The organism is Rothia mucilaginosa, from assembly GCF_964211445.1.
GTDB classification, from domain to species: Bacteria; Actinomycetota; Actinomycetes; order Actinomycetales; family Micrococcaceae; genus Rothia; species Rothia mucilaginosa_E.
Genome location: NZ_CAXOQT010000003.1, coordinates 1 through 25,375, shown reverse-complemented (window position 1 = coordinate 25,375; position 25,375 = coordinate 1). Strand labels below are relative to the sequence as shown.

At 58.1% G+C, this 25,375-nt stretch carries 25 protein-coding genes and 3 tRNA genes; 22 read left to right on the top strand and 6 right to left on the bottom strand.

Going from position 1 to position 25,375, the window contains the following annotated elements; translation table 11 throughout:
* Positions 1 to 2 precede the first annotated feature (2 nt).
* From AB8E48_RS01160 to AB8E48_RS01145, 4 genes are all read right to left on the bottom strand, one after another.
* Positions 3 to 1,085 carry a glycosyltransferase family 2 protein gene (locus tag AB8E48_RS01160; RefSeq protein ID WP_368885491.1) on the bottom strand — a complete coding sequence of 361 codons (1,083 nt, stop codon included), beginning with the start codon at positions 1,083 to 1,085 and terminating at the stop codon, positions 3 to 5.
* Positions 1,086 to 1,227: 142 nt separating this feature from the next.
* The gene (locus tag AB8E48_RS01155; protein WP_368885490.1) at positions 1,228 to 2,262 is read right to left on the bottom strand and encodes an anion permease; all 1,035 of its coding nucleotides are present in this window, start codon (positions 2,260 to 2,262) and stop codon (positions 1,228 to 1,230) included.
* Entirely contained in the window at positions 2,262 to 2,879 is a 618-nt protein-coding gene (locus AB8E48_RS01150; RefSeq protein WP_005504391.1) for a hypothetical protein, read from the bottom strand. Before AB8E48_RS01150 ends, AB8E48_RS01155 begins: the two co-directional genes overlap by 1 nt.
* A 395-nt stretch (positions 2,880 to 3,274) precedes the next feature.
* A complete protein-coding gene (locus AB8E48_RS01145) occupies positions 3,275 to 4,048 on the bottom strand; it encodes a histone acetyltransferase (protein ID WP_368885489.1) in 774 nt (257 codons plus the stop codon).
* Positions 4,049 to 4,135: 87 nt separating this feature from the next.
* Here AB8E48_RS01145 and AB8E48_RS01140 point away from each other — a divergent pair.
* From AB8E48_RS01140 to AB8E48_RS01100, 9 genes are all read left to right on the top strand, one after another.
* Positions 4,136 to 4,208: transfer RNA gene (locus AB8E48_RS01140), tRNA-Lys, on the top strand.
* Positions 4,209 to 4,368: 160 nt separating this feature from the next.
* The gene (locus AB8E48_RS01135) at positions 4,369 to 4,878 is read left to right on the top strand and encodes an asparaginase domain-containing protein (RefSeq protein ID WP_070689713.1); all 510 of its coding nucleotides are present in this window, start codon (positions 4,369 to 4,371) and stop codon (positions 4,876 to 4,878) included.
* Position 4,879: 1 nt separating this feature from the next.
* The gene (locus tag AB8E48_RS01130; protein WP_368885488.1) at positions 4,880 to 5,536 is read left to right on the top strand and encodes an amino acid transporter; all 657 of its coding nucleotides are present in this window, start codon (positions 4,880 to 4,882) and stop codon (positions 5,534 to 5,536) included.
* Between the two features lie 153 nt (positions 5,537 to 5,689).
* The gene (locus tag AB8E48_RS01125) at positions 5,690 to 6,493 is read left to right on the top strand and encodes an organic solvent tolerance protein OstA (RefSeq protein ID WP_368885487.1); all 804 of its coding nucleotides are present in this window, start codon (positions 5,690 to 5,692) and stop codon (positions 6,491 to 6,493) included.
* Positions 6,494 to 6,600: 107 nt separating this feature from the next.
* The gene (locus AB8E48_RS01120) at positions 6,601 to 7,194 is read left to right on the top strand and encodes a multidrug DMT transporter permease (protein ID WP_368885486.1); all 594 of its coding nucleotides are present in this window, start codon (positions 6,601 to 6,603) and stop codon (positions 7,192 to 7,194) included.
* 81 nt (positions 7,195 to 7,275) lie between these two features.
* Positions 7,276 to 8,091 (top strand): hypothetical protein, encoded by an 816-nt coding sequence (locus AB8E48_RS01115; RefSeq protein ID WP_368885485.1) that lies wholly within the window; start codon positions 7,276 to 7,278, stop codon positions 8,089 to 8,091.
* 89 nt (positions 8,092 to 8,180) lie between these two features.
* The gene (locus AB8E48_RS01110; protein ID WP_368885484.1) at positions 8,181 to 9,068 is read left to right on the top strand and encodes a multidrug ABC transporter permease; all 888 of its coding nucleotides are present in this window, start codon (positions 8,181 to 8,183) and stop codon (positions 9,066 to 9,068) included.
* A gap of 201 nt (positions 9,069 to 9,269) precedes the next feature.
* Complete coding sequence (locus AB8E48_RS01105) at positions 9,270 to 10,079, top strand: hypothetical protein (protein ID WP_368885483.1); 810 nt, start codon at positions 9,270 to 9,272, stop codon at positions 10,077 to 10,079.
* 325 nt (positions 10,080 to 10,404) lie between these two features.
* Positions 10,405 to 11,064 (top strand): hypothetical protein, encoded by a 660-nt coding sequence (locus AB8E48_RS01100; protein ID WP_368885482.1) that lies wholly within the window; start codon positions 10,405 to 10,407, stop codon positions 11,062 to 11,064.
* A gap of 150 nt (positions 11,065 to 11,214) precedes the next feature.
* On the opposite strand, the gene AB8E48_RS01095 is transcribed toward AB8E48_RS01100, so the two are convergent.
* The gene (locus AB8E48_RS01095; protein ID WP_368885481.1) at positions 11,215 to 11,871 is read right to left on the bottom strand and encodes a DedA family protein; all 657 of its coding nucleotides are present in this window, start codon (positions 11,869 to 11,871) and stop codon (positions 11,215 to 11,217) included.
* A 337-nt stretch (positions 11,872 to 12,208) separates the two neighbouring features.
* On the opposite strand from AB8E48_RS01095, the gene AB8E48_RS01090 reads away from it, so the two are divergent.
* The 9 genes from AB8E48_RS01090 to AB8E48_RS01050 all read left to right on the top strand — a co-directional run bounded on the left by AB8E48_RS01090 (position 12,209) and on the right by AB8E48_RS01050 (position 22,572).
* Positions 12,209 to 14,383: a RecQ family ATP-dependent DNA helicase gene (locus AB8E48_RS01090; protein WP_368885480.1), complete on the top strand. Its 2,175-nt coding sequence runs from the start codon at positions 12,209 to 12,211 to the stop codon at positions 14,381 to 14,383.
* A gap of 42 nt (positions 14,384 to 14,425) precedes the next feature.
* Positions 14,426 to 14,953 (top strand): nucleoside deaminase, encoded by a 528-nt coding sequence (locus AB8E48_RS01085; RefSeq protein WP_368885479.1) that lies wholly within the window; start codon positions 14,426 to 14,428, stop codon positions 14,951 to 14,953.
* Positions 14,954 to 15,254: 301 nt separating this feature from the next.
* Entirely contained in the window at positions 15,255 to 16,148 is an 894-nt protein-coding gene (locus tag AB8E48_RS01080; protein WP_368885478.1) for a multidrug ABC transporter ATPase, read from the top strand.
* A gap of 2 nt (positions 16,149 to 16,150) precedes the next feature.
* Positions 16,151 to 18,757, top strand: coding sequence for a YhgE/Pip family protein (locus AB8E48_RS01075; protein ID WP_368885477.1), 2,607 nt, complete (start codon positions 16,151 to 16,153; stop codon positions 18,755 to 18,757).
* Positions 18,758 to 18,836: 79 nt separating this feature from the next.
* Positions 18,837 to 19,457 (top strand): TetR/AcrR family transcriptional regulator, encoded by a 621-nt coding sequence (locus AB8E48_RS01070; protein WP_070665911.1) that lies wholly within the window; start codon positions 18,837 to 18,839, stop codon positions 19,455 to 19,457.
* Between the two features lie 168 nt (positions 19,458 to 19,625).
* Positions 19,626 to 19,712 (top strand) — tRNA-Ser (locus AB8E48_RS01065).
* A gap of 196 nt (positions 19,713 to 19,908) precedes the next feature.
* On the top strand, positions 19,909 to 20,547 hold the full coding sequence (gene upp / locus AB8E48_RS01060; RefSeq protein WP_070832204.1) for a uracil phosphoribosyltransferase: 639 nt from the start codon (positions 19,909 to 19,911) through the stop codon (positions 20,545 to 20,547).
* A gap of 575 nt (positions 20,548 to 21,122) precedes the next feature.
* Positions 21,123 to 21,875: a winged helix-turn-helix domain-containing protein gene (locus tag AB8E48_RS01055; protein WP_070832201.1), complete on the top strand. Its 753-nt coding sequence runs from the start codon at positions 21,123 to 21,125 to the stop codon at positions 21,873 to 21,875.
* Positions 21,876 to 22,026: 151 nt separating this feature from the next.
* On the top strand, positions 22,027 to 22,572 hold the full coding sequence (locus AB8E48_RS01050) for a histidine phosphatase family protein (RefSeq protein ID WP_368885476.1): 546 nt from the start codon (positions 22,027 to 22,029) through the stop codon (positions 22,570 to 22,572).
* Between the two features lie 79 nt (positions 22,573 to 22,651).
* Here the strand turns inward: AB8E48_RS01050 and AB8E48_RS01045 are convergent.
* A tRNA-Ser gene (locus AB8E48_RS01045) sits at positions 22,652 to 22,743 on the bottom strand.
* Positions 22,744 to 22,999: 256 nt separating this feature from the next.
* Here AB8E48_RS01045 and AB8E48_RS01040 point away from each other — a divergent pair.
* The 4 genes from AB8E48_RS01040 (at position 23,000) to AB8E48_RS01025 (ending at position 25,330) form a co-directional block, all read left to right on the top strand.
* On the top strand, positions 23,000 to 23,338 hold the full coding sequence (locus tag AB8E48_RS01040) for a DUF4190 domain-containing protein (protein WP_070832192.1): 339 nt from the start codon (positions 23,000 to 23,002) through the stop codon (positions 23,336 to 23,338).
* A gap of 222 nt (positions 23,339 to 23,560) precedes the next feature.
* Positions 23,561 to 24,196 (top strand): DUF4190 domain-containing protein, encoded by a 636-nt coding sequence (locus AB8E48_RS01035; protein ID WP_368885475.1) that lies wholly within the window; start codon positions 23,561 to 23,563, stop codon positions 24,194 to 24,196.
* A gap of 182 nt (positions 24,197 to 24,378) precedes the next feature.
* Positions 24,379 to 24,810 carry a hypothetical protein gene (locus tag AB8E48_RS01030; protein ID WP_368885474.1) on the top strand — a complete coding sequence of 144 codons (432 nt, stop codon included), beginning with the start codon at positions 24,379 to 24,381 and terminating at the stop codon, positions 24,808 to 24,810.
* 31 nt (positions 24,811 to 24,841) lie between these two features.
* The gene (locus tag AB8E48_RS01025; protein ID WP_368885473.1) at positions 24,842 to 25,330 is read left to right on the top strand and encodes a hypothetical protein; all 489 of its coding nucleotides are present in this window, start codon (positions 24,842 to 24,844) and stop codon (positions 25,328 to 25,330) included.
* Positions 25,331 to 25,375 lie beyond the last annotated feature (45 nt).

The window sequence follows — 25,375 nt, the reverse complement described above, 5'->3', positions numbered from 1 at the left end:
GGCTATGCGTCCTTCTCGCCGGTAGAACCTGCCTCAGTACCGCGACGAGCCTGAGAACGCTGATTGAGGGAACGCTGCGCAAAGGAACGCAACGCACGGCCAGGCGCGCGCAGGTACTTCAGAACCCGCAGGCGCTCCTCAATGCTCTGCTGGCGGGACTCAATAGCCTGCTGACGAGCCTCAATACGCTCCAGGCGGCTCTCAATAGAGCGCAGAATGTCCAGGGATTCACGGGTCAGATCGTGCCCGTCAATCACGCGGCGCTCCAAGTCAGCCGCCAGATGCGCCTGGTACAGGTACGCGCCCGGTCGGGCACCCGCCTGCAGATCCTCACGGATAGCGCGGGCACGCACCATCGAATCGAAGCGGGCGTGATCCGCCTGACGCTTCACGCTATTCGCCTCGGAACCCTCCGCGTCGGGGCGCAGCGACCAGTACGCCAGCGGCTCATCCACCAGCAGAATATCTGCAACAGAGGCGGCACGCAGGTTGAACTCCCAATCGCCGACCACCGGCAGGGACTCGTCATAGAAACCGACCAGCTCGTGCAGGCTGCGGCGGTACAGAATGCCAATCGGCACGGCACGGTTCGTGCGGAACAGGAACTGCAAACCCACGCCAGGTAGGCCATCGTGGAAAATACGCTCCTCGTACACCTCGAACTCACCGTCGGCGTTCTCGCGTTCGTACCGCTCCACAATGCGGGTGGTGCACATGAGCGCGCCGCTCTCTTCCAGCGCCGCGACGGTGCGCTCCAGGAACTCGGGTGCCCACAGATCGTCGTCATCGTGAATCGCCACGAATTCGGAGGTGGTCGCCGCCAAACCGGCGTTGGATGCCGCCTCCATGTTGCCGCCGGCGGTGGTCAGCAGCTGCACGCGACCGGAACCCTGCGCATCAGAGCCCTGCAAACCCAGCGGGGATGCCTCAATGATGGCGCGGGTCGCCTGCTCGTTACCACCGTCGTTAATCACGCAGACCGTGTAGTCAGTGAAGGTTTGCTGCGCAATATTCTCCAGGGCGCGGCTCAAGAAGCGGGGGCGGTCCTTCGTGCGGACCAGAATAGCTACGGTAGGAGAAGACATAACCACAATCAGTCGAGGGTGAGTGGGCGCGTGCCAGCCCAAGAACTCAACCCATTATGAAGGTGTGCACTGTTCAGACTCAACCCGCCGCCCGGCTATCCCGCGGCAGTGGGCACGGTGGGGTATGCACCGTCCCCAAAATCTAGTGGATGGACTGTAGCGCCACCATTGCGAGCACTCCGAGCACAAAGCACGCCGGAATGGTCACCAGCCACACCAGAAGAATCTGCAGAACAATCCTGGACTTCAGCGCATTAAAACGCTGGTTCACGCCCGCGCCGAGCGCCGAGGCGGTCGCCAGGTGCGAGGAGGAGAACGGCACCTGCAGCAGGAAGTAGCCGAGCACCTGCACAACGGCGGTCGTACCCTGGGCAACCGCGCCACGGAAGGGATCCAGGCGCACCATCTTGTAGGCGAAGGTGTAGCCGATGCGGCGGCCACCGGTCAGCGTGCCGGCACCCAGGCTGAGGGCAATGATGAGGGCGCCCAGCAGCATCCCGCCCCTGGTGAGGGACTGGAGTAGCGCCGGGTCCATGATGCGTTCGCTCAGCAGCGCCCACAGCAGCAAGTACAGGTAGCCGGTCTGCAAGCCGTGCAGCAGCGAAATTGCGGAGGCGGACACCGCCAGCACCTCGCGGGCGTGCTGATTCACCAGGCGCGGGTTATGGCCCACTACGAGCCGGTAGAACGGCACCACCATCAGCCAGGACAGCAGAAAAATGAGCGGCGGCAGGTAGAAGAGCGGCAGCAGGGTCGCCCCAAAAATATGAGGCAGGAAGGCGAGGGAACCGAAGGCTTCAGCGCCGTCCTCGAGTTTCGTCTGGGTCCACCAGCTCACCCCGGCAAGGGCGCCCACCAGCGCGTGGGTCGAGGAGGAAGGCAACCGTAGGAACCAGGTGAGCACACCCCAGATAACGCAGACCAGCAGCGCCGCAACAATGCCGTTCAGTCCGGTGGTACCGTCCGGAGCGCTCACCCACGAGGCGGAATACTCACCGAGTAGCAGGAACGCGCCGACCACGCCGAGCACGTTGAAGAGCGCGGCAAGGTACAGGGCGGAGCGCTCGCCGAGGGCGCGGGTACGCACCGGAATGGCGACGGCGTTGGAGGCGTCGTGCAGAGCGGTGATGTAGACCGCGGCGATGAAGGCGCAGCAGGCGAGAAGACCCAGGAGCATTAGGATTCCTGAACGATGATGCGGCCGATTTCGGCGGACACATCACGCATAGCGTTGGAGGCGGCGGTCAGCTGCGCCAGGAAGGTGGCGTAGCGGCGGTACCGTTCGGGGGTGTAGCGTTCGGCGATGTACGCGTCGTATTCTTCGGCGGTGCGCAGCGCCTGGCGGGAGATGCGCAGCATGTCCATCCAGTAGTTGTCGAGGCCGCGAATATCGGCAAGTTTGGGGATGACGGCGGCGGTCAGCACCGCCTGACGCTGAATAATGTCCAGGATTGAGGTGATGTGCGTAGCGAACCCGTCGATGCTGTGCAGGGACAGCACGTGCGCGGCGCTGGTGAGTTTCTCAACGGCGTTGGTGAGCTTGCGTGCCAGCGTGTACAGGTCTTCACGCGGGATCGGCGGGGAGAAGGAGCTGCGCACTTCGGTGAGGGTGCGGAACAGCAGGTTCGTGGAGTCCGCCTCGTGGGTGAGCATGCGTTCGAAGAGTTCGGGGTACTCTGCGACGGGGGAGCCGACCATTTCAGAGAGCAACGCGGCTGCCTCACCGACCTGCGCTGAAATTTCAGCGAGGGAGGCGAGGGATTCGTTAGCGTGGGGAAAAAGTCGGTGCAGCATAGTTCCCAGTCTAACCAGTATTAGGGGTTGCGGGTGCGCGCAGCTCGTGGGTATCTCACGGACACCCGGTTTTCATGCGCAATCGTGCCGAGCTGATAGCGGCCTCTTGACCGGGGTTAAACATAAAACGGTGGGGGTCGATTTCTCGACCCCCACCGGAACGTTTAGGGATGTCGGGTTGGGAGCGCCTCTCGGCGGAAGGCCGCTCGAAGCGGCTAAAGATTTGGAGCCCGGGGCTACCTATTAGCAACCCGACATCTTGTAATTATTATCCACCCGTACCCGGCACAGAGTCAATCGAAAACAGGCTTTTCACGCCTGCGTGACCCAATGTGGAACCTGTGCCAATTCGCGGCACGAACCCGCATTTTTGGGCGCCTCAACGGCGCAGAAGACTAGAATGCTTCGAGGTTGGTCTGCGATTTTTCCTGCACAGAATCAGCCCCCGAACCCCCATTAACCTGCTGACTAGCCTCAACGGCGCGTAGCTGGGCGGCGACCGCCTCCAAATCGTGCGCGATCTGCTCCATCTGCTGAGCCTGACGCGGCAGGCGTGCACGACGCTCCACCGCCTCACGCTTCACTTCGTGGCTACCCGGAACCGCACCATCCTGCCCGGCAGAGCGCGCATAATCGGTGCGAATACCCAATGCCACCACGTGCGCAAACGCAGCGCAACGTTCCATCGCAATGTCCATATCGCCGGTGTACAGGCCCGCCAGAATCTCATCAATCGTACGGACCACCTCATCGGTGCCGGGCGGGTCGGGAACACCCGCCACCACGTGCGAACGGTAATCCTCCGCCATGCCCAGCTCAAAGGCGCGGCTCACCCCGCGAGGCGAACGATGCACCACGTCCCGCAGCCAGTACATGCGCCACAGCGCACCCGGCAGGGAGTGTGCGCTCGCGTGCGACCAGAGTTCGGCGAGCATCTCAATACCGTAGTCGTCGGTGAAGCTGACGAGCCGCTCGGTCATCTGCTCGTCGGTGCCCCGTCCGCGCATCAGCAGGATGCGTGCGGAGGCGTGCGCCGCCTCTTCGCGTGCGGCGGGGTCCATGCCGCCTTCGTGGCGTTCGAACTTTTCGGCGGAGTAGAGGACGGGTCGGTGGTGGGTTCGGTGTCGTGAGCGCCCGGAGGCGCCGGTTGATGCTGCGGGTGTAGACATAGGATTTCCCAGTGTACCGTTCATTGGCTGGGAGCCGGTAGTGTATAGTATTTCTATCTGCACACTTTCAGTTTTGTGCGGATAGGAGCGCCTTTAGCTCAGTCGGTAGAGCTACGGACTTTTAATCCGCAGGTCGTGGGTTCGAGCCCCACAGGGCGCACTAGCCGACCCGTCGCCTCCCGCTTTGCGGGGGTCGGCGGGTTTTTGCGTCTCCACCTCCGTTTGTGGGTGCTATACCTTGTGTGGTGGGGCGTATTCTGCCGGGTTGGTCTGGCAGTTTTTGATTCGTGTACGTTGACCTGAAAAGATGAGGAAACCCCGTGAGCGTCACCATTAAGAACCCTGAAGAGATTACGATTCTTGCCACTGGCGGCACGATCGATAAGTTCTATTCGGTGGCGGGCACCATGGATATTGGTGAGCCTGCCGCTAAGGACCTGCTGGACCGCGTTATCACTGATGTGCGTTTCGATATTCGCCCGCTGATTGGTAAGGACAGCCTGGACATGACCGATGAGGATCGTGCCGAGCTGACCGAGGCGCTGAACGCTGTCACTAACGACCAGGTGCTCATCACCCACGGTACCGACACCATGCCGGAGACCGCCCGCTACCTGGTGGAGCACGCCGACCTGGGCGATAAGGTTGTGGTGCTGACCGGCGCGATGCAGCCTGCCGTGATGGCTCGTTCGGATGCTGGCTTCAACCTGGGTGCCGCTATTGCCGCTCTGAACCTGCTGGAGCCGGGCGTGTACATCAGCATGAGCGGCCGTATTTTCCCTGCTGAGAGCGTGCGTAAGGACCGTTCGCGCGGCATTTTTGAGGGCTAGTATGGCTGATTCCGCTCGTATGCGGAGGGGCGAACCGGTTTCTGCCGCTGAGCTTGCGCCGGTGGCGGGTTCCTCGGATCTTATCCCGCAGGAGCATATGTCACAGGCGCAGCTGATGCAGTTGCAGGCGATGGAGGAGCTGGAGCAGCAGGCTGATGAGTTCTGGAATGTTGCCAGTGAGTACCCGCTGCCGGCTAAGAACCTTTACCTGGTGCGTGTGCTCCTGCTGGTGGTTCCTTCGCTGATTATTGTTTATTACTTCATTCGCGTCACGCTTTTCCCGATTGGTGCGGTGCCGCTGGTGTACCTGGTGATGCACATATGGCTTGCCATGATTTACCGGGCGAATCGTTCGGTGAAGCTGGTGCTGCTTGCGAATGTGGCGTCCGGTGTTGCGGCTGCCATCATGACGGCGTTCTTCACCTATGTACTCGTGACCCTGCACGGCCCGCAGACCCTGCTGGACCGTGTGGGCATGTTCTATACGGTGAGCCTGCTGACGGTGATGGCTTCCTTCGCGTTGGAGGTCCTGTTCTCGCTGTTCTATAGTTTGGCGGTTCGCAGGGGCCTGCGCCGTAGCAAGCGGAAGAAGGCGGAGGAAGAGCGCCAGAATGCAGAAGAGCAGAAGGTAGCAGAGCCGAATGCGGAGGTTTCGTAGGCGGCGGAGCAGGGCTAACCTGCGCCTCAACAGGGGCAAATAATGATGCTGGGCGGCGTTGCCTGCGGCGCCCAGCTACTGCTCAGATTCCCTTAAAGTACGCGTGATACGGTAGAGACAGAAACACGACCCGCACCTGCCAGGAGGCCACTCATGGGCGCTACACACCTGAATACAGATGCCGCTTCATCCGAGGAACGCCCGGATGAGGATACCGGTATGCAGACTCGCTTTCAGGCGCCTATTCGTCACGTGACTCCTGCTACGCCGGAGGTGTCTGTCCCCTTGAACGCACCCCCGGTGGTGACCGGTTCGCATCCGGTTATTTCGGCGACTTCTACCGTCATCATTCAGGATGGTACGAACCCGCCGATTGTGGTGCGCACGCACCCGACGGGTCCGCTGCCGCCGTTCCCGGGGCAGGGTCAGGTTCCCGCTTTTCTGCGCACTTACACCGCTGAAGAGGTGAAGGAGCGCCAGCAGATGCTCAAGAAGAACCTGCTGGTCCGCGCGGTTATTCTGTGTATTTTGAGCCTGGTTGAGGGTCTCATTATTTCTCAGTACACGCAGCCGTTGGCGATTTGCTTTGGTTTTGTGGCGGCGCTTTACCTGGTGGTTCAGATGTGGCCGCTGGTGCGCCCTCCTCGTGATTCGGCGGACGCCTCCGTGTATAGCGTCTGGGCTATCTGCTCCCTCATCGGGTATGTGGCGGTGGGGCTGGTGCTTTCACCCATCACGTTCCTGTTGTTGATGCTTGACTGGGCTGGGGTTTCGATGGGGCTTGACCCCATGCTGGTGCTTGTGCTCTTGGGCTTGGTCTGGTTGAGCGAGGTCGGTTTATCGTTGCTGACCATTTACCGCTTCAATAATTTGAGGATTGCGATGGCGAATCAGGCAGATTCGCCGTCGTTACCTGACAGTATTTCTGCGACGGTTGACCCGTCCATTTCTGCCTAAAGTTTTTGAGGCGGCGCGGTAGACGAACGCCGCGCCGCCACCCACACACCACACACTCGCTCATACATCTTCCGCACACTATCAGCCGACATTCGAAAGATTCAGCTATGTCCGCCGTTGAGTCCTCTCCGCCATCCGCTCCGAACACCACCCATCCTACGAAGCCTGCCACCCCGACCCTCGTGTCTGTGGCGGGTTGGGTTCTGCTCGCTATTGCTGTGGGTTGGCTGGTGCTGATTGGGTACACGGGTGTCACGTATGCGACGACGCAGCTGTCGCATTTTTCGACCTGGCGCGCACAGTCGCTGGTGGAGGCGCAGGCGTACTACCCGGTGATGTTCTTGCTGGTGAGTGCGTTCGGTAACGTGACGTTGCATAGTTTTTGTACGGTGGCGTATCTGCGCGGTTATCGTTGGGCAGCGCTGGTGCTGTCGGTGGCGTTGGCGTTGGGTGTGTTGGCGTCCCTGCTGATTATGCTGGCGGTTGCGGCTCTTCTGGGTACGTTGAATGGTGCACCGAGCCAGGATGTTGAGCTGCTGCTCAGTAGCGCCTCCCCGCTGTACACGCCGGTATATATTGCTGCACCGTACATGCTGGTGTGTGTGGTGGCGTTGGCGTTGGTGTGGTCGCGTCAGTCGCGTTCGTACATGGAGGCGCGCCGTGATTGGCGCCTGCGCCGCAGCGAGGACTACTTGATTTAGCCCCATAGATTCTAGCCGCGGGTCCACGACGGCCTGCGGCTCACCGATAACTTTATTCACCAACCACCGTTAGGATGACCCGTGCACCCTACTTCCGAACCTGCACACGATTCCGCACCGCAGATTAGCCCCGGCGCCTCCACCGCCCCTGCCGCCCCTAAGGTGCTGCTTCCGCCCCGCCCGAAGTCGCTGCGCGGCGTCATGTGGTGCGCTACAGCCATTATTGTTCTGTCCGCAATCCAACGTATCTATGTATCTATCCATAACGAGGTCCCAGACCGCGTTATGGAAAATATGCCGGGCATCATCATTTCAGGCATATTTGCTACCTTCATCTTCTCTCTCATACCGATTTTTGTTCTCCGCCGACTGTGGAAGGGCCGTAGATGGGCGTACTTCCTCACCCTCTTTGGTAGTGCTTTTGTGGTTTTTATCGGGGCGATGAGTTTGCAATCTTTCATCTCGGCTGATTATTTCTCCAGGCTGGCGGATGAATCGTTGACTTCAAGGCCCCGAGACTACGTAGTTTCCATCGTGGTGAGTGACATTATGGGAGCTTTTCTCACGGCCTTCTACCTTCTGATAGTTGTGCTGCTCTTGAGCCGCTCCACCAGGTCGTTTATGGCTACTGCGAGGTTGGCATGGATAGAAGCACGTGAACAGGTGAACGCCGCTGACGGTTGGATCGTTGTGCGTCAGGACACAGAAACGCGTGCTCACCTGGAAGAAGAGCAGACACGTCGGGAAGAGAAAGAAGCTAACCGACGGGCTGAAGAGGCAGCCGCTCAACAGTACAAAACGACCCGCCGTACGGATGCACGGAAGAACTCCCGCAATGATCAGCGCGGCTACAAGGACACTTCCGTGTACACCGAGGAAGGCTACCGCCTCAACTAGGGCGGGAAGCCCCTCCCCTTGGGAGACTCTTTGCTACCCCGCCCCGTGCTACAGCGCGCGGGGCGGGGCGCGAAGAGAAGAAAGGAACAATGATGTCAGAACGTACCCCGAAGCAGCCGTTGAACGATCCGGAGTACACGGTTCCCGAGTACAGCGTGCTACTGCCCTCTAACGAGGCAGAAAATAGCACGGCAGAGGGCGATGCCGCCCCCGAAACCAGCGTCCCCACCAGCACCGCCCCCAGCGGTGCGGTAGATACTGGTGCGGCGGAGGATAACGCACCCGGCGGTAGCACCTCCGAGCACGCCAGCACCCCCGAGCAAACCACTACTGGCTACCGGGAGGCGACCGCCGGCTACACTGCCGCCTCCGAGCAGGTAATTCCGGAGCGCCCGAAGGCTATGCGTAGCGTCATGTGGTGCGCTGCCACCATTATCGTGCTGGGGCCCCTGAGTAATTTTCTGCCGATTCTAAGCCGGTCGTATATCGATTTTAAGATGGTGGTGAGTGTTTTCTTCTCTGCGCTGGTGGTTACCCTCATCCTCTCCGCCATCCCGATTTTTGTTCTCTGGAAGATCTGGGATGGCCGCGAGTGGGCGCGCATTCTTACCATCATCTACTGCGCTCTCGCGGCTGCTAGCGGTGTGCTTATTCTTGCGGATAATTTCTCGGAGTTAAGCTCTAGAGCGGCTGCGGCGTCCAGCCTGGTGCGTATCGTGAGCGGCGTTTTTACGCTCGTTCTCTACCTCCTGATGATTGTGCTGCTGACTCGTGCTCCTATTAGGACGTACACCCAAATCGTTAGCGGGGCACGCGCACTAGAACACCAGCAGATGATGTCTGAGACGAGACAGGCTGCCGGTCAGGTGCCGGCGGAACTTCGAGAGCTTTTCGCTGATGACGAGGACGGCGAACGTACCTCATCAGAGAGAAACAACCCTCGCCCGCCACACCGTAGTGCGGGATGGGGCACGTAGAAAGGCGCACCAACGTTAGGAGTTCCGAGGCTGGCTCTCGGAATGGTGTACGTGGTGACTCGGGTACCTCTGAATACGCTGAGAAAGGGTACCGCCTTCCTGGGGTGTGGCGCGCCTCCTTATATCCTTGGGGTAAGACTCTTTAACGCCCGCCCCGTGCACTGAAGCGCGGGGTGGGTGCCAGGGGAGAAAGGAATGACGATGTCAGAACGTACCCCGAAGCAACCGTTGAATGACCCGGAGTATACGGTTCCCGAGTACAGTGTGCTGTTGCCCTCCGACGAGGCTGAAAATAGCACGGCAGAGAGTAACGCCGCCCCCACCAGCACCGCCCCCAGCGGCATTGCAGAGAGTAATGCGGCGGGGGACAGCGCACCCGGCGCCAGCACCCTCGAGCAAACCACCACCGGCTACCGGGAGGTGACCGTCGGCTACACTGCCCCTACCGCCTCCGAACATGCGGGGCGGGTACGCCCGAGGGCCCTGCGCAGTGCTAAGCGGTGCATGACCGTCATCATTATTCTGTTGCTTTTCAGGAATATTCAAACGTTCATACTCCTTAAGAATCTAACCTCCAGCTTGGGGGCGCTGTCTCTTCTCTTCACGCTGGGCTTCCCCCTCATCTTCATTCTTATCCAGATTTTCCTCTTCTGGAAGACTTGGGAAGGGCACAGATGGGCGCACATACTTATCCTCGTGTGTAGCGCCTACGAGGTCTTGAGCCGTATGTATTGGTTTGCCCAAGATTTCTTCATGGATTCCAGATATCTCACCTGGCTGATGGAATATTTGCAGTCCTACGACTCTATGGACCTGGCGATTTCTCTTCTCTTAAGTACCGCGGTTGGTGTTGTCATTACTATCCTCTACATCCGGAACATTGTGTTGCTGACCCGTCCCCCTGTGTGGGCGTACACAGCTACCGGCAACACACCGCATAGCCAGGTGGTCGGTCAGAATCCGCCAGAACCCGGTGCGAACTCCAACGAGGGCGGGAACCGCCTCAACTAGGGCGTTTGTCCCAAACGGCACCACTATCACCAAAAGACTCAGAGTATGAAAAGGGTGGGGATACCAAACGGTATCCCCACCCTTCCGCGTTAAACATCGCAATCTTCTAGCTGGTAAAACCCTTTGAGTTGCCTAAAAGGTTCCAGCCTTTCTATAAAAAGCCCTATTTCCCTCGAAGGGCTTACCCTATACTGAAAAAGTATTATTCTCTCAGCTAACTACATCAAATGACTCTTTTAGGTAGGTTTCGCGTAAATCTACCTAAAAAGTGGAACAACCACCGATTTGCGCACCGTGGTGCGAGCATACGAGAGAAAGAACGACGATGTTGAACAATACTTCCGGTGCCTCAGCGGGCACGCTGGACCCCCAGACGCCTCAGCCTAATGCCGCAGCACCGAACTTTCCTGCACCGAACTTCGCAGCACCTGTAGCGGTGGCACCTCAGCCTCCGGTTCCTGCAGGTGCCCGCCCCGTGCACGGTGCACCGGGTACTCAGCGCGCTATTAATCTTCCGTCGCGCCCCATTGCCATCTGGGCTGTATCCCTATTCTTGGTGCTGTACATGTCCACATACCCTCTACAGCCTCTTGTGGGCCTAGAATTTACGGGCGCTTACATGTTTGCAGGTATGACGATGGGGCTTACGATGGTTCTCCCCATTGTCCTTGGAGCAGTCTCTGCCTGGTACCTCAATGAGGGTTATGAGTGGGCGCGAGTGGTGATTATTATCGAGGGCGCGTTACGCATGATCCTGGATATTGTGTATGTAGTTCTCTGTGCCCACGTTTTCTTTGACAATGGATACAATTCGCAAATGCTTAGGGTGTTGTTCTTTGGCCCGTTTATGACCCTTGAAGTCTTGTGCGCGAAGCTCGCCTTTGATTTTATCAGCCGCATCGTGATTATTGTTCTTCTCTGCCAGCCGCAGGTGGGGCGATACATCCAAATGCGTGGAGACCTGCGACGCATGGGCCTAAAGTAACCCCGCGGAGGTAGTAACCCCGCGGAGGCGTAGCTCGCTTCCGGAACGTCGCCTCCACCGGGCTTGAGAGAACATAAAAGGGGTGGGGATACCAGACGGTATCCCCACCCTTTCTCATTCCCGGCTCAGTAGCCGAGAAGGACTCACGTATTACTCAGCAGATTCCTGCTTCGCCTTCGAACGGCCACGCAGGTACTCGATAATAACCGGCACCACAGAAACCGACACAATAATCACAGCAATGTACTCAATGTTGTTGTGCACGAACGGGATACCGCCCAGCAGCACACCCGCCAGACCAATCGAACCAATCCACGCAACCGCACCAACAACATTCCACAGGTGGAACTTCTTACGGTCATACGAAGAAATACCCGCCGCAAGAGACACAAACGTACGAACAATCGGCACGAAACGACCCAGAACCAGAGCCAAGCTACCGCGCTTCTGGAAGAACTCCTCGGTAGTGTGCAGGTTCTTAGTGCTCAGAATCTTCGCGTCATCCTTGAAGATCTTACGGCCGTAACGGGCACCAATCTGGTAGCCAACCTCAGCGCCAGCAATAGCAACCAGCACCAGGACCGGGAAAGCAACCCACAGGGACAGGCCCATCTGCTCATGCAGCATACCCAGAGCAAAAATCAGGGAGTCACCCGGAAGAACCGGGAAAAGAACACCGGACTCAATAAATACGATAATTGCCGAAACAACCAGAACCCAGGGGCCGGTATCGAGCAGGAACTGCTCAAGGTCAAAGCCCAAGAGCGCAACCGGAAGATGCGCCAAAGCGGTGGCAAGAAAAGTCATGAAAAATCCTGAACTGTGAGTGGACCGCACACACGGATCGGCGGCGGAGTAACACCAGCATAGAAAGCGTACCTATGGTGAACATTGCGCATAACTATGCGGAGGCTGTGTATTACTGGCACAATTCTACCGGCAATTACGCCGGATGCACGGGTGAGCGAGGCGTAAATCTCTCCATCATCGGGGCTAAACAACCGGAGGTGACGCGGCGCTCGCACGCCTCCCCAAGAAATGACCGTCCACAGAGCCGTGCGATACGGGGTGTGACATGATGGAAAGAGAGCACGGCGCGTCGCGGCGTAGCGATGACCCCAACCACCCACCGTCAGAGAGAACCATGAACCCCCAGCAGTCAGCCTCCGCCCCTAGCCCCGACCCCCTGCAAGCTGAAGCTCTGCACGCTGAAGCCCGCGAAGTGCTGCGCCGCCTCACCGGCGTCCCCGATGCTGAGTTCCATGACGGCCAGTACGATGCGATTCGCGCCCTCGTCGCTGACCGCGCCCGCACCCTCGTTGTGCAGCGTACCGGCTGGGGTAAGTCTGCGGTCTACTTCATTTCCTCCCTGCTGTTGCGTGCCCGCGGTATGGGACCGGCGCTTATTGTCTCCCCGCTGCTCTCCCTGATGCGTGATCAGGTCGAAGCGGCATCCCGCGCGGGGGTGCGCGCCGCAATGGTGAACTCCGCGAACGTGACCGAATGGGATGAGATCCGCACACGCCTCGAAGCTGACGAGCTTGACGTGCTGCTGGTGGGCCCCGAACGCCTCAATAACCCGGCATTCCGCGAGCAGTGGCTACCGTACCTGCTGCCGCGCCTGGGTCTGCTCGTTATTGATGAGGCGCACTGTATTTCTGACTGGGGCCATGATTTCCGCCCCGATTACCGACGCATTGGCTTGCTCATTAAGTCTCTGCCTGCAGGGGTTCCGGTGCTGGCGACAACCGCGACCGCTAATGACCGCGTTAGCCGCGATATCGCCGAACAGCTCAGCACTGACACCGCCCCCGTGCACGTAATCCGCGGCCCGCTTTCCCGCGACTCCCTGCGCTTGGGTGTGCTCACTCTGCCTAATGAGGTGCAACGCATCGGCTGGCTGCTCACCCACCTGAACGACTTGCCCGGATCCGGCATTATCTATGCGCTGACTGTTTCTGCGGCAGAAGATACCGCAAACGCTCTGCGTGCCAGCGGCTACGAGGTGCTCGCCTACACGGGTAAAACCGACCCGGATGAGCGTCTGGTCGCAGAGCAGGCACTCAAGGAAAACCGTGTCAAGGCTCTTGTGGCGACGAGCGCCCTCGGTATGGGTTTTGATAAGCCTGATTTGGGTTTTGTGGTGCACCTGGGCGCGCCGTCTTCGGCGGTGAGCTACTACCAGCAGATTGGTCGTGCCGGTCGAGGCGCCGCCAACGCTGATGTTTTGCTCCTGCCCGGTCGCGAGGACCGCGCTATTTGGGAATATTTTGCGACCGCCTCTATGCCTAACGAGGAGCAGGCGCTGGCTGTCCTGGACGCCCTGGAGAAGAAGCCGGAGGGGCTGAGCGTCGCCGCGCTGGAGGCGCGCGTTCAGCTACGCCGCTCAACCCTGGAGCTACTACTGAAGGTGCTGGACGTTGAGGGTGCCGTCGTGAAGGAAGGCAACTATTGGCGCCGAACCTCTTCGCCGTGGCGGTACGATAACGCTCGCTATACGGCGGTGGCGCAGGCGCGTGTGGCGGAGCAGAACGCCATGCTGGAGTATGAACGTACTAGTCAGTGCCGCATGCTTTTCCTGGCTCAGCAGCTTGATGATGTTTCCGCTACCGCTTGCGGTCGTTGCGATGTGTGCGCGGGCCCCTGGTACCCGGCGGAGGTCCCCACAGAGGCGCTGCAGGCGGCACAGAGCAGCTTCAATACGGTTGGCGTGCCGTTGCAGCCGCGTCGCATGTGGCCGAGCGGGTTGGATCAGCTGATGGGTGCGGATGCGCCGCGCGGTCGTATCCGCCCGGAGGAGCAGACTGAGCCCGGTTATGCGTTGGCGCGTCTGAGCGACATGGGGTACGGCACTCGCCTGCGTGAGCTTCTGGCGACAAACGAGCTGGGTGAGCCGGTTGATTCTGAGGTTCCTGCCGATCTGGGTCGTGCCTGCGTGAAGGTGCTTGCTGCTTGGGAATGGTCTGAGGCGGGTCGCCCGGTGGCTGTGTTGACTCTGCCGTCGCCGGTGCGTCCGCGTTTGGCTCGGTCTCTTGGTCGGGGGCTTGCGTCGGTAGGTCGCTTGGTGGATTTGGGTCAGGTTTCTCTGGTGGATGAGCCCCGTTTCTTTGGCGGTAATAGCGCGTTCCGTTGCGCGGATGTGTTGCGCTCGTACCGGGTGCCGGCTGAGGTTCTGGACTACGTGCGTGAGCATCGGTGCCCGGTTCTGCTGGTTTCTGATGTGGTGGATTCGCGGTGGGCGTTTACGGCTGTGGCACGTGAGCTACGACTGGCGGGTGCTTCTGCGGTGTATCCTTTCTCTTTGGCTGCTACTCACTAGTCGCGCTCGATAATGCTTCATTTATTCCCCTGACGAGGATTTATGTCATATTCGGAATATTCAAAATTAACGGTCACTGACGGTTCCTCCGCTGTGCTCAGCGATATTCCCGCTCGCTCCAAACACAGCGAGTGGATGGCACGCGCCCTCGCTGAGGGCGCTACCGCGGGTGAGCGTGGAGAGATTCCTATCGGTGCCGTGGTGGTGGACGAGCGGGGCATCATTATCGGTTCGGCGGGCAATACCCGCGAGCAGGAGCATGACCCTAGCGCCCATGCGGAGGTGAACGCGATTCGTCAGGCGGCGGCACATCGCGGGCAGTGGCGCCTGGACGGTTGCACCCTGGTCGTGACGGTTGAGCCGTGCCTGATGTGTGCCGGCACGATTTTGGCGTCACGCGTTTCGACGGTGGTTTTTGGTGCCTGGGAGGAGAAGACCGGTGCCGCCGGTAGCCGCTACGATGTGCTGCGTGACGGGCGGGTGGCTCCGGCTCCCGAGGTGTATGCGGGAGTGCGTGCTGAGGAATGTGCGCAGCTGATGGTGGATTTCTTTAAGGAACGCCGCCCCTAACCGTCACCCGTGGTGGCGCTTCAGGAACTGTTTTATATAACGCGAAAAGCTACGTGAGAGCGCGTGGCTTTTCGCGTTATTTGTACGAAACCCCCCATTTATTTGAAAAATACTTCAAAAATTTCAAAATTGGTACCCAATTTCGGACCAAAAGCCCACTACATCACACATGTCCGGGTCTACCATATATAGGCACTGGAGCCTCCGTCTGCTCGCGACTGAAAATATGTACCCTGCGCATAACCCGCGGAGTGCTCCCCGAAACTCACCTGAACCGTCCTGTAATCGAGGGGATTTACTCGTGCTTCGCGTTAACAATATTTGGGCTAAGGGGCGTCACCACGCCCTTTTTGGTCGTACCTCTTTTTCTGTAAATCAGGGCGAGGTCATCATTATTCAGGCGGATAGCCAGATGGAGCGCACCTCGCTGGGTTTGGCTCTTACCGGCCGTTTGCCCCTGTCGGGTGGCGAGATTTTTTGGAGCGATGGTGATGCGGAGCCTCAGCCGATTTCGATGAAGAAGCTGCGCCGCATCAGTGACATTGTTGATTCTCCCGATGTGACTGCCCCGGAGCAGCACATGCGCGTGCACGATTATGTGTCGGAGATGCTTTCCTATAATCTGCCGATTTTTGGTCGTTCCCGCGCAAGCCGCTGGCTGAAGGAACGCGGTCTTGAGGATTTCGACGGCCTGTGGATGGACGAGCTTGACGGTGAGATGAACATTGAGCTGATGACGGCTTTGGCGCAGGCGAGCCCTTCGGACCTGCTGGTTTTTGATACGCCTTCCCGTCACTTGAACCATACGAGAATGTGGCTTCCGTACCTGGAGGAGCTTGCCGCTGACGAGGAGCGTCCGCGTACCGTGGTGGCAATTGTGCCTCATATTTCGGAGTCCTGGCAGGGTGCTCGTGCTGTGGTGGGTAGCGTTCACATGGATCAGGACGGTGAGTTTGAGCCGGCTGAGGAGCCTGCGGAAGAGCTACCCGAGACGGAAGAGCTAACTGAGACTGAACCCGTGATTGATGTGATTGAGGTGCGTGAGGTGGAGGAAATCCCCCTAACCTCTTCGATTCCTTTGACCCCCGCGGTATCCGGCACTTCCGGAGCCGTTCAGACCGCTGAATCTAAGACTGATAACCAGAAGACCGGCAACCAGAAAACTGTTGCCCAGAAGACCGCTGAGAAGGAGTAAGAATGACTGTTCTGCGTGTAGCTCTTGTTGAGCTTAAGCGCCTGACCAGCGGTGTTTTGCCGGTTCTGGTGCTGCTTGCTATGTCCTGTATTCCGCTACTGTACGGTGCTCTGTACCTGTACGGTAACTGGGATGCTTACGGCAACGTGAACGGTATTGTGGGTGCTCTCGTGGTTGAGGATGAGGGCGCGACGGATTCTGAGGGTCAGCAGGTGAATACCGGTGCTGACGTGAAGAAGAATCTTCTGGATGCTGGCACGTTTGATTGGCGTCAGGTGCAGACTCGTACTGAGGCTGTCGAGGGTGTGGAGAACGGCACCTATGACTTTGCGATGGTGATTCCGAAGGACTTCTCCCGCAATTTGCAGAGTGCCGGTTCGTTTAAGCCCGATGCTGACGGTAAGACGGGCACTATTGATGCGCGTTCGGCGGGTATTGAGGTCATTACGAATGACGCCAATAACTATGTGCTGACGAATATCGTCACGAAGGCGGGCACTGCGGTCCGTGATTCGGTGGCTGAGAAGGTCGGTAATTCGACGGCTAATTCGCTGTTGGCTAGCTTCACGACGATTCATTCGAAGATGGGTGAGGCCGCTGACGGTGCGTCGAAGGTGAATAACGGTACGGTGAAGCTGGCGGACGCTATCACTCAGCTGAAGGACGGTACCGCCACGGTGAATGATGGTGCCGTGAAGCTGAAGGATGGCACCTCCTCCCTGGCTGATGGTCAGTCCCAGTTGTTGGATGGCCAGAAGCAGTTGGCGGAGGGTGCCGCGAAGCTTGCTGATGGTGTGTCGACTTTGGATTCTGGCGCCGCGAAGCTGGATTCTGGTGCGTCGAAGCTTGCCGATGGTGCGTCGAGTTTGAAGGATGGTTCGTCGACCTTGGCTTCGGCGGCGGCGTCTGCTTCTGATGGTGCGTCGAAACTGAAGGACGGCGCGGCGACCCTGGCTGAAGGTACTGCGAGCTTGAAGGATGGTTCCGCGGCGGTTGCGAAGGGCGCTAATGATTTGGCATCGGGTATCCATCAGATGCGTGAAGGCATGGATCAGGCGGGTATTCGTGAGTTGCCGGCTCAGCTGAATGCGATGTGCATGCGCCTGCATGAGACGGATACTTCTGCCGGTAGTGGCGATTTTGGTCGTGATCTGTCGAATACTGTGGTGTCTGCGACTGCGCAGAAGATGCGTGCTCAGTTGGCGCCGTTGGTTGAGGCGGGTACGTTGACTCAGGAGCAGGCTGATCAGCTGGTGGCTGCTGTTGATTCTGAGGAGACGAAGAATGAGGTTGCTGAGCTGAATCAGAAGGCTCTGCAGTCGCACCTGGCTACTCGTGATGCTGCCGCTGCTGATGCTCTGTCGAAGTTGAGCGCGTTGAAGTCGAGCCACTGTGTGTCTGATGGTACGTCGTCGACTGCGGCGAAGGTTCAGACTTTGGTTTCTGGTGTGGATTCGCTGGATTCTGGTGCTGCGTCGTTGGCGAAGGGTGCTTCGTCGGTGGCTGATGGTGCCGCTCGTGTGGATGCTGGCGCATCCTCGTTGGCGTCGGGTTCGGCGACTTTGGCTGATGGTAATTCCAAGATCGCTTCGGGTGCTTCGAGCCTTGCGAGTGGTTCTGCGACTCTGTCCGGTGGTGCTTCTGAGCTGAAGGAGGGTACTGGTTCTTTGAAGAACGGCACTGCCGAGCTGAAGGATGGTAGCGGTACTTTGGCGGAGAAGGAGCAGTCTGCGGTTGAGGGTCAGCAGAAGCTGGCTGATGGCGCGAATGAGCTGAAGGATGGTGCGTCGCAGCTTTCTGATGGTACGGCGAAGCTATCTGATGGTTCTACTCAGCTGAATGATGGTGCTTCCGAGTTGAAGGATGGCACTTCGTCGCTGGAGAGCGGTCTGGCTTCTGGCGCTAAGCAGGTTCCGAGCCTTGCGCCGACTGATCAGGCGAAGGTTGCGGATACGATGTCGAACCCGGTGACTTTGTCGCATGAGTCGCTGGCGTCGGGCCGTAACTATGGTGAGGGCATGGGTCCGTTCTTCATGTGTCTGGCGCTGTGGATTGGCGGCCTGATGCTGGTTCAGACGCTGCGCGTGATGAATAACCGTGCGTTGGCTTCGCATGCTCCGTCGATTCGTGTGATGCTCGGTAGCTGGATGCCGTTCGGCCTGGTGGGTATTGCTCAGGCGACTCTGATGTTCGCGGCGATTAAGTTTGGTTTGGGCTTTGAGATGGCTCATCCGTGGCTGGTGTGGCTGTTCCTCTGCTATGTGGCTCTGGTCTTTACCGGGTTCATTCATGGTCTGACGGTGATCTTGGGTGCGCCGGGCAAGCTGGTTGCTTTGGTCATTCTGATTCTGCAGCTGATTACTGCGGGCGGCACGATGCCGTATGAGACTCTGCCTGAGTCGATTCGTTGGATGCATGATTTCTTCCCGATGGGTTATGCGGTAGCGGGTACGCGTCGTTTGGCGTACGGCATTAATGAGTCGAGCCTGTGGGGCATCATGCTGGTTTTGACCCTGTGGGGTTTGGCTGGTTTGGTGTTGGGTTACATTGGCACGCGTCGTGATCGTACGTGGTCGCTGAAGAAGCTTGCACCGGAGATTACGGTGTAACGCGCCCTGTTTGGTCGCACCGGGGAAAACTGTCTAATAAAATAGAGATATATCTGCAAAAAGGGAGGGAGGACTTCTGATGTTGCAGCGCCCAGTCGCTGAAGCTGCAAGTCGTCGTCCCGGCCGTACTGGTAAAACTCAGTTGAAGTTGTTCAACGCTGCCATGGATATCATGACCCAGAAGGGGCTTGAGTACGCCACTGTTGAAGAGGTGGCTGCCCGGGCGGGTGTTTCTAAGGGAACCGTGTATTACAACTTTGGTTCTAAGAAGACCATGGTGGATCAGCTGGTCCAGTACGGCACGCAGTTGCTGCTGAGCGATGCGCGTCGCGCGGCGTCGGTTCATTCTGATCCGCGTGAGGCGTTGCGGAGTGCTATTCGTGCCGCGTTCCAGTATCTTGAGGACCGTCCGGGTTTTACTCGGATGTGGCTTGCGGAGGCGTGGAAGGGTGCGGATGGTTGGACCGAGGCGATGAGCGATAACCGTTTGGATCTTCTGAATTATTTGGAGGAGATGACGGAGGCTGTGGCTCGCCGCTATACGGTTGATACCGCTCAGAATCCTCGTGCGATTGCGATCTCTATGTTCGGCGCGATTTATATGCTTGCCATGGATCGTGAAGTGCATCAGGCGGAGCGCAATGCTGAGGATGCAACGCGTGCTGTCATGCTGGTTGTAGATGGGTATATCCGTCATTAGGCGGACCTGTTGTGGTCTGCGGACGTAGCCGGGACTTCGGTGTCGGGTGTCGAAAAGGGCACGGTTAAAGGGGCCGTGAAAGAGGCGACACCCGGCTGCCGTACGCGCACGATATGTAGGCTCGTTCTTGCCCTCCTATTGGGGGGTGTGCTATAGTTTTCCACTGTTGGTGGTGTGTCCGAGCGGCCGAAGGTGCATCACTCGAAATGATGTTTGGTGTAAAAGCCAACGGGGGTTCAAATCCCTCCACCACCGCACCAACGAAAACCCGTCGAGATTCGTCTCGGCGGGTTTTTGTATGCCCGGATTGTTTTGGGGTGGTGTTGGCAGGGGTGTCGGTGGGCGCGTTGGTGGGTGTTTGTGCGGCGGTATTGGCTGTGTTTTATAGGGTGTGTGCCACTTCGGGGACTTTCCCGGTGCTTGCGGTTTCGGGGCTGGGTAAAATCGTATTATGCGTATTAAGATTCTTGACCACCCGCTGGTCTCTCACAAGATTAGTGTTCTGCGTGATAAGAACACTCCGTCCCCGATTTTCCGTCAGCTGGTTGATGAGCTGGTGACTCTGCTTGCCTATGAGGCGACTCGCGAGATCCGCGTGGAAGAGGTTGAGGTTGTGACTCCGGTGGCGACCACTACCGGTGTTCGTATTGCTGATCCGAAGCCTCTGGTTGTTCCGATTCTGCGTGCTGGTTTGGGCATGCTAGAGGGTATGACTCGCATGGTTCCGACCGCTGAGGTGGGCTTCCTGGGTATGGCTCGTAATGAGGAGACCCTGGACATCGTGACTTATGCTGAGCGTCTGCCGGAGGACCTGACTGGTCGTCAGGTGTACCTGCTGGATCCGATGCTGGCTACCGGTGGCACTCTGATTGAGGCTATTAAGTTCCTGCGTAAGCGTGGTGCTGAGTCTGTGACTTGTGTGTGCCTGATTGCTGCTCCTGAGGGTATTGCTGCTCTGGAGAAGGGCGTTGAGGGCATGGAGAATGTTGACCTGTTCTTGGCTGCTCGTGATGAGCGTCTGAACGAAAAGGCGTACATTATTCCGGGTCTGGGCGACGCCGGTGACCGCCTGTACGGTCTGGCTGAGTAATAGCCTGGCTGAGCGAGCTTATTTGCTTACGGTGAGCGGGCGCCTCTGCATATGTATGTGCGGAGGCGCTTTGCTACGTCTTGTGAGTATTCGGTGGGTTGCGTGCCGCGGTGTGGCGGTGCGTGTCTAATGCGTCCGGGGCTTGGGTGGCGATGGTGCTGCTGGGTGTTGGTGTAGGCTATTGCAACACCCTCCCAATATGTGATTAGGAACACACTAGGGTATTTGAGGATACTTCAAAACTTCAAGCGTATTCACAGCTTCACATGAAAATGCAGGGCGTAACCCATACATAACAGAAACCGTGAATATTTATGTGGGAAAAAAGCTGAAAGCCTCAGGTTCCGCATGAAACCTCCCAAAATAGGGGAAGGGTATTGTACTCCCCTTGGCGATAAAGGAGAATCCACTATGCTGAATCCGCTTGATTTATCCGTCAAATAGGAGAAATATTAAGTATGAGGATTGAGACTCGAACAGGTATTGGGGACTGTTTGACTCGGCGTCACTTCCGGCGCACCCCACACCATGTACGAATGGGATCCCGTACACAGACTTTGAGAGAAGGTTGAACCATGTCAGGCGCTGTACCTGGATATGTCCACATCTCCCAGCGCGGCCGCGCCGCTAAGCGCCAGGTCGTGCAGCCTCAGCGTCCCGCTGCTCAGGCCGCAACGTTGCGTCCGATGACTTTCTCAGCTGGCGACCCTGCCCACAAGCAGGCTCAGGAAAATGAGGCACGCGGCTTCGTGCTTTACGTGGGTTTGAATGAGGAACTTGCCGCTGCGAACGGCACCTCCCTGGTGCGTATCGTTCAGGATTTGCGCACCTATGCACACCACCTGGCACCTGAGTCGGAGTCCTACGCTGCTGTAGCGTTGGCTCCCGTGAATGCTGAGGGTAGCGACCTTGAGGTTGTGCGTAATGCGTTGGGTGATCCGACCGCAATGTACATGCATCCGGAGGCGAATGTCGCCCGCGAAGCAGAGACCACGAACAGCCACTCCTCGGGCGTTCTGATTGACCTGGCGCGCCGCGAGGTGTTCCTGGACGGTGAGCCGCTCATGCTGACTTTCAAGGAGTTCGAGCTGCTGGCGCACCTGGTAGAGAATTCTTCCCGTACCGTGGGTCGTGAAGAGCTGCTGAAGGCGCTGTGGAGCTCGGGTGACGAGCATCCGCACGAGCGTACGATTGACGTGCATATTCGTCGTCTGCGTTCGAAGCTGGGTCGCCTCTCGGGTACCGTGCGCACGGTGCGCGGTCAGGGCTACCGCTTCTTTGAGCACCCCGAGGTTGTTGTCTGGGCTGCTCCGGAATACTCGATTTAGCGTGTGCAGAATTTAGCTTCTGTAGAGTGCACCCCGGTGTGCTGGCGTGATGCCGGCGCGCCGGGGTTTACTTGTGCCTGCCTGGGGGTGTTAGTGTGCTTGCTGTGGCGGCGTGCGGCACGTTCCGGCGCCCTCTAGATAGAATGGGTGTATGGCTGAAAATTCTTCCAACACTGCATCTGGCTCGCACCGCCGCGGGGCCAAGCGTCTGATTATTATGCGCCATGCGGAGGCTGATTGGGGTCTGAATGATTTTGATCGTCCGCTGACGAAGCGCGGCCATGAGCAGGCTGCCGCCGCTGGTGCCTGGCTGGCGGCTCGCGGTTATATTCCGGAGCAGATTATGTCTTCGTCGGCGTTGCGTACTCGCCAGACGACGACTTGGGTTTCGGATGGTTTGGGTGCGAAGGCGCCTACTGCTCATCTGGATGAGGGCCTGTATGAGGTGTCTGCGTCCCGCATTATTGCGCGTATCAACAGTGTTTCTGAGAATGTTCATTCTCTGATGGTGGTGTCGCATCTGCCCGGCGTGCAGGATGCCGCGCAGCGCCTGATGAGCCCTGATTCTGACCCGAATGCGTCCATGGATGTGTACTATGGCTTCCCGCCCTCTTCCATCGCGGTGTTTGAGGTACCGGGGGAGTGGGCTCTGCTGGATGGTGCGGATGCGCGCCTCGTGGACTTCAAGAGCTTCTAGGTCAGGAGCTTCTAGACTTCGCGCCCGAATATAGTTGGGCATAGCAAAAGCCCCGTACCAACCGGTACGGGGCTTTTAGTGGCGGAGACGGGGGGATTTGAACCCCCGGTCGAGTTTAACCCCGACCCTTCATTAGCAGTGAAGTCCATTCGGCCGCTCTGGCACGTCTCCACGGTGCGCTCGTGAGCGCATCCCTATAAGAATATAGGCTGTTTTGCGCTTGGTCAATTCGACCTGTGTAGCAGGTGAGGCGTAGGCAGGGGAGGTAGGCCTCTAGGGGTGGACTACCGGTCGTAAACATTGAGGTTCATAAGCATGTTCGATACACTGCATGAGTCCCAACCGATAAATAGAGAGCATCTCTGACGTTTTATCTTCCGATACAGCACAGCCAGAGGCGCCTCATCACTCAGCGAAGCGAGAAATCATGTCTGAAAACCCCAACAACCCCCAGCCCCAGTTCAACCAGGATCCCCAGTATGGTCAGCAGGCTCCGTACGGTCAGCCGGTCCCGACCCCCGAGCAGCAGGCTCAGATGAAGAGGGCGAAGATTCTGTCGATTCTCGCTATTGTATTTGGCGCTGTTGGTCTGGTCCTTCTCAGCCCGCTTTTCAGTGCACTGGGCCTGGCTTTTGGTTTGGCGGCTCTGCGTGTCCCTGAGCTGCAGACCCGTGGTCTGGCACTGACTGGTTCCATCATCGGTGGTGCTGCTCTGGTCCTGAGCATTATTGTTGTGGGGCTGGGTGCTATCAGGAACCTGGGCTAGAACCCTATAACGTTTTAGCCAGCATCCTCCATGGACACTGGCTACAGAAAGCCCGCGAGCGCCCTGTGCGCACGCGGGCTTTTGTGCGCTCTGTAAAGCCCGTGCCCAGTGCATCAAGGCGCATTGTGCGGGGTTGCATAACGGACTTAGTTGTACCCGTCCCATTCATGGGTTAGGGTGAATTAGGTTTAACACACACCAGCCGTACGAAAGTGAGATGCCATGTCTCAGAATCCGCGGGGCGCTGACCCCTACGACTACAACCCGGACTACAACCGTCTGAACGAGCAGTACAACCAGAACGGTCAGTATGGGCAGAATACCCAGTACGGACAGTACGGGCAGGGTTCATACGGTCAGTACGGCCAGGGCTCTTATGATCAGTACTCCTACGACCAGTACGGTCAGAATTCGTATGGGCAAGACTCGTACGGCCAGAATCAGTACGACCCGTACGGTCAGCAGTACCAGCAGCAGTACCAGTACGGTCAGCCCATGATGATTCCCGTGGGTATCATTCAGAAGACTCCCGAGCAGCTTGCCGGTGAGAAGGCTGCTCAGACTTCCACGGTGCTCGGTATTATCAGCTTGGCTTGTATTGCGACTCTCAGCTGGTGGATGTTCGGTCTGCCCTCCCTGATTCTGGGTGTTATCGGTATCTTCAAGGCGAACGAGGCGGAGCGCTACGGCGCGGCTGCTTCGGCTGGTCGCATCATGAACTGGATTGGCGTAGCCATTGGTGGCATGTTCTTGGTGCTTTTCGGTGGTGGTATGCTGCTGGCGATTATGCTGGCTCTTTCGGATTCTGCCGCAAATTCTAGGCTCGTGGAGACGGCGCAGATGATGGCGCTTTTCTAAATACTTTCGCCCTCGCTGGAGGGCACGCGAAAGCCCCGTTCCTCATGGTGAGGCGCGGGGCTTTGCTGTATGTATGCCGTGTGTTTCCTGGATTGGGCTCGACATGCTTGTTTCCCCGGTGGGGAAAGCCTAGGGTGAAGTTAACACCCCTTGCGTGTGGAATGTGAAAGGTTGTGGATACGATGTCGTCCTACTACCCGCAAGAGCCCAACCCCTTTGACTCAAGCTTTGGGTACAAAGGGTTGAAACAGAATAAAAGCACAAGCGAACACTACGACGACTACAACCCGAATGACCGCTACGACCCTGATAGTCGGCCCCCGCTGACACCGCTCTCACAGAAGAGAAGAGAGCCTTTTGAACGGGATTTGGGGGAACGCGCATCCCAACTCTCACTTGCCTTTGGCGTGCTCAGTCTTGTCAGCGTTGCGGTATGGGGCTGGTGGCTTTTCGGTATTCCGTCTGTTGTGCTGGGTACTCTTGGTCTGTGGAAGGCTAAGGAAGCAGATCGCTACGGTGCGATTCCTGCCGCGGGTCGCGTATTGAGCTGGGTTGCCATCGTCAGCTTCGTGCTCGTGAACGCCTGGACACTGTGGGTGTGGCGCACCAACTAACGTGTATGGATTCTGAAAGGTTGTGGATGCGATGTCGCACCTACCCCAAAACAATGAAGCCTTCGATAACAACCCCGAATACGCCAAGCTCTACCAGATGAACAACAGCGTGCAGTCCGACACAGGCGATGCGGACGACTGGGGTCAACCTGCGAGTGAGCTACCTCCCGACGTGCAGAGGGAGCAAGCCGGTAAAAGAGCAGCGAAATTTTCCCTACTTTTTGGCTTCCTCGGCCCGCTGTCTTTCGTTCTAGGGTTTCGGTGGTCTGCCTATGGCTATGAAATCGGTTCACTCCTGGCTCTCACTGCCCCATTGCTAAACATCTTGGGTATCTGGCAGGCGTTCGTGGCACGCCGGTACGGTAAGCGCGCCATCGGTGGTCTGATTCTCAACGGGCTGGGGCTATGCATTTTCATTGGTATCGTCGCCCTGATCATCATGATTCTGAGTGCTTTGTCTGGATTAAATGATTCAGGCCCCTCGAGGAGCCTAAACGCTCTTATGCTGTACTGGAACTAGCCTCGAGAACTCAGAACCTTGAACACGAAAAGCCCCGCTCCTCAT